Genomic DNA, 6,000 nt, shown 5'->3' on the forward strand with positions numbered 1-6,000 from the left:
GCGACGACATTTCGAGCGTCCGCTCCCGGGGAGGGCGTGCGTGAGATGACCCACGACCGCGAGCAGACCGGGCTCCGCGAGCGCAAGAAGGCCCGCACCCGCCAGGCCCTCGTCGCCGCCGCGCTGCGGCTGTTCGCCGAGCGCGGGTTCGACGCGGTCACCACCGAGGAGATCGCGGCCGAGGCCGACGTCTCCCAGCGCACGCTCTTCCGCTACTTCGCGAGCAAGGAGGAGATCGTGCTGTCGGTCCACGACCAGATCGAGGAGGGGTTCCGCCTCAAGCTGGCCGCCCGGCCCGCCGAGGAGCACCCCTTCACGGCGATGGTCAACGCCTTCGCCGACGCGTGGTCGGAACTGGAGCCCGCCGACGTCGCGGCCCAACTCCAGGTGCTGCGCATCAGCAACGACTCCTCCCGCCTGCACGGCGCGCGCCAGGAGCGGGTGTGCTCACACCAGAACCGCCTCGCCCTCCTCATCGCCCGCCGCGCGGGCGTGGACCCCCGCCTCGACCCCCGCCCCGAACTCCTGACGGCGGCGTTCACCTCGGCCCTCCAAGTGGCCTTCGGCCGCTCGTGCCGCGCCGCCGGCCAGGACAACCTGCTGGAGGCCGTCGACGAGTGCCTGGCCCTGCTGCCCACCGCCCTCACGGCCGACTGGGACACCGCCAACACCCCCGCCCACACCAGCACACCGGACGCGGACGGACAGATCCTCCCAGTCGGGGGGTAGGCGGAGCCACCGGTTTTTCCGCACACCGATCACCGCGACCCGATGGCCGCAGTCCACCGGCCACGGCCCACGGCCCACGGACCGCAGGCCATCGGCCGCCGGCCTCCGCTACGGACGCGGCGCGGCGCGGTCGGGGCTTTCCGGGGGGACGATCTCGGCGGCGGTGTCGGCGAGGTGGCCGACCAGGCGTTCCAGGGGGCCGCGGCCCAGCGTCAGGCGCCACACCGTGGCGAACACCAGCGCGCCGATCACGAACGCCTCGAGCCGGAACGGCTGGGCGTCCCAGGCGGAGTAGCCCAGGGCGCCGATCACCAGGACGTGGCCGGTGTAGATGGTCAGGGGCATCGAACCCGCCGCCGCGAGGGGGTAGAGCAGCCGCCCGGCGACGTCGGCCGCCGCCATGCAGGCGGCCAGCACGATGAGCGCGGTGCCCACCGCGCCCGCGATCTCGAAGCCGGTGCCGCTGTGCGGCGTGGCCACGGCGAGGTACCAGGCGGTGTCCGTGGGGACCTGCCCGTGCAGGTCGCCGATCTTGTCGCCGATGCCCTGGTACATCAGCTCGTCGGGGCTGCCCAGCCACGCCCGCTCCAGGTGGGCCAGCCCGCCCAGGGGGTGCAGCAGCAGCCAGGAGCCGCCGTAGCCCAGCAGGGCCAGGCCCGCGCCGGTGGCCACCATGCCCAGCCGGGTCCGGGCGGAGGCGAGGTCGAGCCGGCCGACCGCCATTCCGGCCACCACGAACGCCATGAAGGTGAAGGCCGGATAGTAGCCGGTGAGCAGGAAGTCGAGCGGTCCGCCGATGGAGGACACGCGCGACCCGGTATCGCCCATGGCGCCGCGGATCGCGAAGGAGGCCACCGGGCCGGCCACGGCAATCGCCGCCGCGGTCGCGGCCAGCGCCGGGGCGCGCAGCCGCAGCAGGAGCAGCGGGATCGCCAGCAGGAAGAACCCGGCGTAGTAGGTGAGGATGATCGCGATGGGCGCCCCGGCGAAGTCCAGCAGCACCCCGAGCACACCCAGCACGAGCGCGCGCATGAGGATCCGCAGGCACCTGCGCCGCAGTTCGGCCCCTGCCACGGGGTGGGCGCGCCCGGTCATCAGGGCCAGGGAGACCCCGGCCAGGAACGCGAACAGGGCCGAGGAGCGGCCCCGGGTCAGTTCGTGGACGGAGTCGGTGAGGGCGGAGCCGACCGCGTCGGAGCCGAAGACGCCGATGGCCCCGACCCCGAGGTGGACGGAGAACATGCCGAACACCGCGAGGGCGCGGGCGACGTCGATGCCGGCGATGCGCTCCGCGGGGGAGCGTGGCGCGGTGGCGGCCCGCGTCTGGGGTGAGTGCTGCGACACGCCGCCCAGACTAGGCGGGTTCGGGAGTGTTTGTCCCCTCCCGCCGCTCCCCGCCCTCCCCGACGCCGTTTCCACCGCCCTCCCCGCCGCCGCTCCCCCGCCTGTCCCGCCTCCCCCGCCGCACCGCCGGGCGGGTCCGGGCGCCGCCACCCGCGCCCGGACCGGCCCGGCCGGCGGGCTCACCGCTCGGCGGCCAGCCGGGTGAAGTAGTCCAGCGCGGCGGGGTTGGCCAGGGAGTCGCGGCTGGCGACCCGCTCTGGGCGCTCCCCCATGAGGATGCGCTTGACCGGGACCTCCAGCACCTTGCCCGACAGCGTGCGCGGAACCTCGGCGATGGCGCGCACCGCGTCGGGCACGTGCCGCGGCGAGCAGTCCTCGCGGACGCGCCGGGCCAGCCGGGCGGTGAGGTCGTCGTCGAGGGCGGCGCCCTCGCGCACCACCACGAACAGCTCGATGCGCGACCCGCCGTCGGGCTGAGGGACGTCCACCACCAGCGCGTCCACCACCTCCTCCAGCGCCAGCACCGCGCGGTAGATCTCACTGGTGCCCATGCGCACGCCGCCGCGGTTGATGGTGGAGTCGGAGCGGCCGTAGATCACCGCGGTGCCGCGCTCGGTGATCTCGATCCAGTCGCCGTGCCGCCACACCCCCGGGTACATGGCGAAGTAGCTGTCGCGCAGCCGCTCCCCGCCGGGGTCGTTCCAGAAGTAGATCGGCATGGAGGGCGCCGGCCGGGTGACCACCAGCTCGCCCACCTCGCCGACCAGCTCCTTGCCGTCGGGGTCCCAGGCGGCCACGGCCATGCCCAGGGAACGCGCCTGGATCTCGCCCTCGTAGACCGGCAGGGTGGGCACGCCGCCCACCAGGCAACTGCAAATGTCGGTGCCGCCGCTGGTGGAGAACAGCCACAGCCGGTCGCCCAGCTCGCGGTAGCACCAGGCGAACCCCTCGGGGCTGAGCGGTGAGCCGGTGGAGCCCACCGCGTGCAGGTGCGACAGGTCGCGGCCCTCGGCGGGGTGGACGCCGGCCTTCATGCAGGAGGCCAGGTAGCCGGCGCTGGTGCCGAAGACGGTGATGCGGGCGCGCTCGGCCAGGTCCCACAGGGCGCCGAGGTCGGGGTGGCCGGGGCTGCCGTCGTAGAGGACGATGGAGGCCCGGGTCAGCAGCACGCTGACGAGGAAGTTCCACATCATCCAGCCGGTGGTGGTGAACCAGAAGACCCGGTCGTCGGGCTGGGCGTCCAGGTGCAGGGTGAGGTTCTTGAGCTGCTCGACCACGATGCCGCCGTGGCTGTGCACGATCGCCTTGGGCAGGCCGGTGGTGCCCGAGGAGTACAGCACCCACAGCGGGTGGTCGAACGGCAGGGGGGTGAACTCCAGTTCGGCGCCGGCGCCCGCGGCCTCCAGCTCCGCCCAGTCCAGCGCGCCCTCCACCGGGCCGGTGCCCAGGTAGTCGAGCACCACGGTGTGGCGCAGAGTGGGCAGGGCGGCGCGCAGTTCGGCGAGCACCCCGGTGCGGTCGAAGTCCTTGCCGCCGTAGCGGTAGCCGTCGACGGCCAGCAGCACGGCGGGCTCGATCTGGGCGAAGCGGTCCACGACGCTGCGCACCCCGAAGTCGGGGGAGCAGGAGGACCACACGGCGCCGATGGCGGCGCAGGCGTAGAACGCTGCCGCGGCCTCGGCGATGTTGGGCAGGTAGGCCACCACCCGGTCGCCCGGCCCCACGCCCAACTGGCGCAGCCCCTGGGCGATGGCGGCGGTGCGCGCCTTCAGCTCCCCCCAGGTCCACTCCCCCAGCACGCGCAGCTCCGAGGCGTGCCGGATGGCCACGGCGTCGTCGTCGCGGTCGCGGAAGACGTGCCGGGCGTAGTTGAGCCGCGCTCCGGGGAACCACTGGGCGCCGGGCATGTCGGCGGAGGCGAGCACCCGCTCGTAGGGGGTGTCGGCCTGGACGCCGCAGTACTCCCAGACCGCCGACCAGAAGCCCTCCAGATCGGTGACCGACCACCGCCACAGCGCGTCGTAGTCGGGGGCCTCGACTCCGCGGTGCTCGCGTACCCACCGGGTGAAGTCGGTGATGTTGGCGCGTTCGCGCCGCTCGCTGTCGGGTGTCCAGAGCACAGGCGGCGGTGTCCGCATCTTCGGCAGTCCTCCTTGGTGCTGCGCGCCGGCGGGGGCGGCACGGGTGCTGCGGTGTGACGCCCATCATCCACCACGACAGGTCAGGGCGCGGGCGGGTGGTCGCCCTTGCGCGCTCGGGCGCCGGGGCGGTGGGGTTCCGCCAAGAAACGGCGGCCGTTCTTTGTGGCCTCGCCCTCTGCCGCCGCCGGGCGGGGCGTGTGAGAGTTGCGGGGTCCCCCTGGCACGCGGCTCGCGCCCTCGCGGCGCTGAGCCGTTGGACGGGCCGGGCGCGCCTCCTCACCGGCGGAGCCGGTGCCGCATCGGCTCGCCGCCGCGCCAACGGCGCCGCGGCGGCGGGCCGGCGCAGGGATGGCCACCGCGTCGCGGCGGCGGCCGCCGCGCGGGAGGCGCGCCCCGACGCCCCCGACGCCCCCGACGCCCCCCACCGCCCGCCCCTCCGGCGGTGCGCGCCCCTGGTGCGCCCGCGCGCGCGGGTAGCCTGCGGCATAGGCCCGTCTCCCCCGCACGGGCCGCCCGCTACCGCGTGAGCCGAAGGAGGCGAGCCCGAGCCGTGCGCGTACCGGAGCTGAGCCGGCGCCGCCTGGTCGCCGCGGCGGCGGCCGCGCTGGTGCTGGTCTGCGTCGCCGTCCTGCTGGTCCCCGCCGCCCGGCACGGCGTGGTGACCGCCTGGTGCGACATCACCCAGTCGGCGTGCCCGCCCACGGCCGACGACCCGCGCCGCGACTACGCCGACGGGTCGGGCTGGCGGCGCCGCCTGGACCCCGTGGAGGCCGCCACGTGGGGCAACTACGTGGCGCTGGGCGACTCCTACTCCTCCGGCGACGGCGCCGGCGACTACGCCGAGGGCACCGCCGCGGCGGGCGGCTGCTACCGCTCCGACAACGCCTACCCCCGGCGCGTCGCCGCGGCACACGACCTGGAGGAGCGGCTGGGGTTCTACGCGTGCAGCAGCCAGCGCGGCTGGGCCATGCTCGACACGCTGGGCGAGCCCACCTCGCAGATCGACCGGGTGGGCGCGCACACCTCGCTGGTCACCCTCGGGATCGGCGGCAACGACGTCGGGTTCACCAAGATCCTGCGCGCCTGCATGGCGCGGGTGCCGCTGGTGGAGACCCAGGCGTGCACCGACCAGGAGGACGAGATCGAGCAGCGGATGCGCACGTTCGGCCCCACCCTGGAGGAGATCGTGCTGGAGATCCGCGAGCGCGCGCCCGACGCCCGGATCCTGGTGGTGGGCTACCCCCGGCTGTTCCCCGGCGACCCCGACAGCATGTACTACACGCTGGCCCCGCACGACCAGGAGTGGCTGAACACGATCACCCAGCGGTTCAACGAGCAGATCGCCGAGGACGTCGCCGCGCTCGACTCCGAGATCGTGGCGGCCGGCCAGACCGGCAGCGTGGAGTACGTGCGGATGTACACGGCGCTGCGGGGCCACGAGGTGGGCGCCGAGGACCCCTGGCTCAACGGGGTGCTGCTGGCCGACTTCGCCGACGGGCTGGAGATCGACCGCAGCACGTTCCACCCCAACGCCCGGGGCCAGCAGGAGTTCGCCGAGCGGGTGCTGGACCAGGTGGAGGAGGGCCCCGAGCGCCCGCTGTACGCGGCGCTGGAGACCCTGGACGGCGCCGACCCCGAGGTGCTGGCCGCCGAACTCGACTAGGTCCTGTTTTTTGAAAGGTCTGCGGGGCGGGCTGGTCTTCGGTAATCCTTGGGATTCATGGTCCGACGCCATGAACTCACCGACGCCGAGTGGGACCTGCTCGCCCCGCTCATGCCCGCCCAC

At 74.4% G+C, this 6,000-nt stretch carries 4 protein-coding genes; 2 read left to right on the plus strand and 2 right to left on the minus strand.

Translation table 11 applies throughout. The annotated features are described in order from the left end of the window. Positions 1–45: 45 nt before the first annotated feature. Positions 46–729: a TetR/AcrR family transcriptional regulator gene (locus LG943_RS21625; RefSeq protein WP_270074174.1), complete on the plus strand. Its 684-nt coding sequence runs from the start codon at positions 46–48 to the stop codon at positions 727–729. A gap of 108 nt (positions 730–837) precedes the next feature. Here the strand turns inward: LG943_RS21625 and LG943_RS21630 are convergent, their stop codons facing one another. Both LG943_RS21630 and LG943_RS21635 read right to left on the minus strand, forming a co-directional pair. Next, positions 838–2,073, minus strand: coding sequence for a heparan-alpha-glucosaminide N-acetyltransferase domain-containing protein (locus LG943_RS21630; RefSeq protein ID WP_270074167.1), 1,236 nt, complete (start codon positions 2,071–2,073; stop codon positions 838–840). A gap of 179 nt (positions 2,074–2,252) precedes the next feature. Continuing rightward, a complete protein-coding gene (locus LG943_RS21635) occupies positions 2,253–4,211 on the minus strand; it encodes an acetoacetate--CoA ligase (protein WP_270074168.1) in 1,959 nt (652 codons plus the stop codon). Positions 4,212–4,764: 553 nt separating this feature from the next. Here LG943_RS21635 and LG943_RS21640 point away from each other — a divergent pair. Then, the gene (locus LG943_RS21640) at positions 4,765–5,877 is read left to right on the plus strand and encodes an SGNH/GDSL hydrolase family protein (protein WP_270074169.1); all 1,113 of its coding nucleotides are present in this window, start codon (positions 4,765–4,767) and stop codon (positions 5,875–5,877) included. Positions 5,878–6,000 lie beyond the last annotated feature (123 nt).

Origin of the sequence: Streptomonospora mangrovi, from assembly GCF_027604915.1 — a bacterium.
In the GTDB taxonomy this organism is placed as follows: domain Bacteria; phylum Actinomycetota; class Actinomycetes; order Streptosporangiales; family Streptosporangiaceae; genus Streptomonospora; species Streptomonospora mangrovi.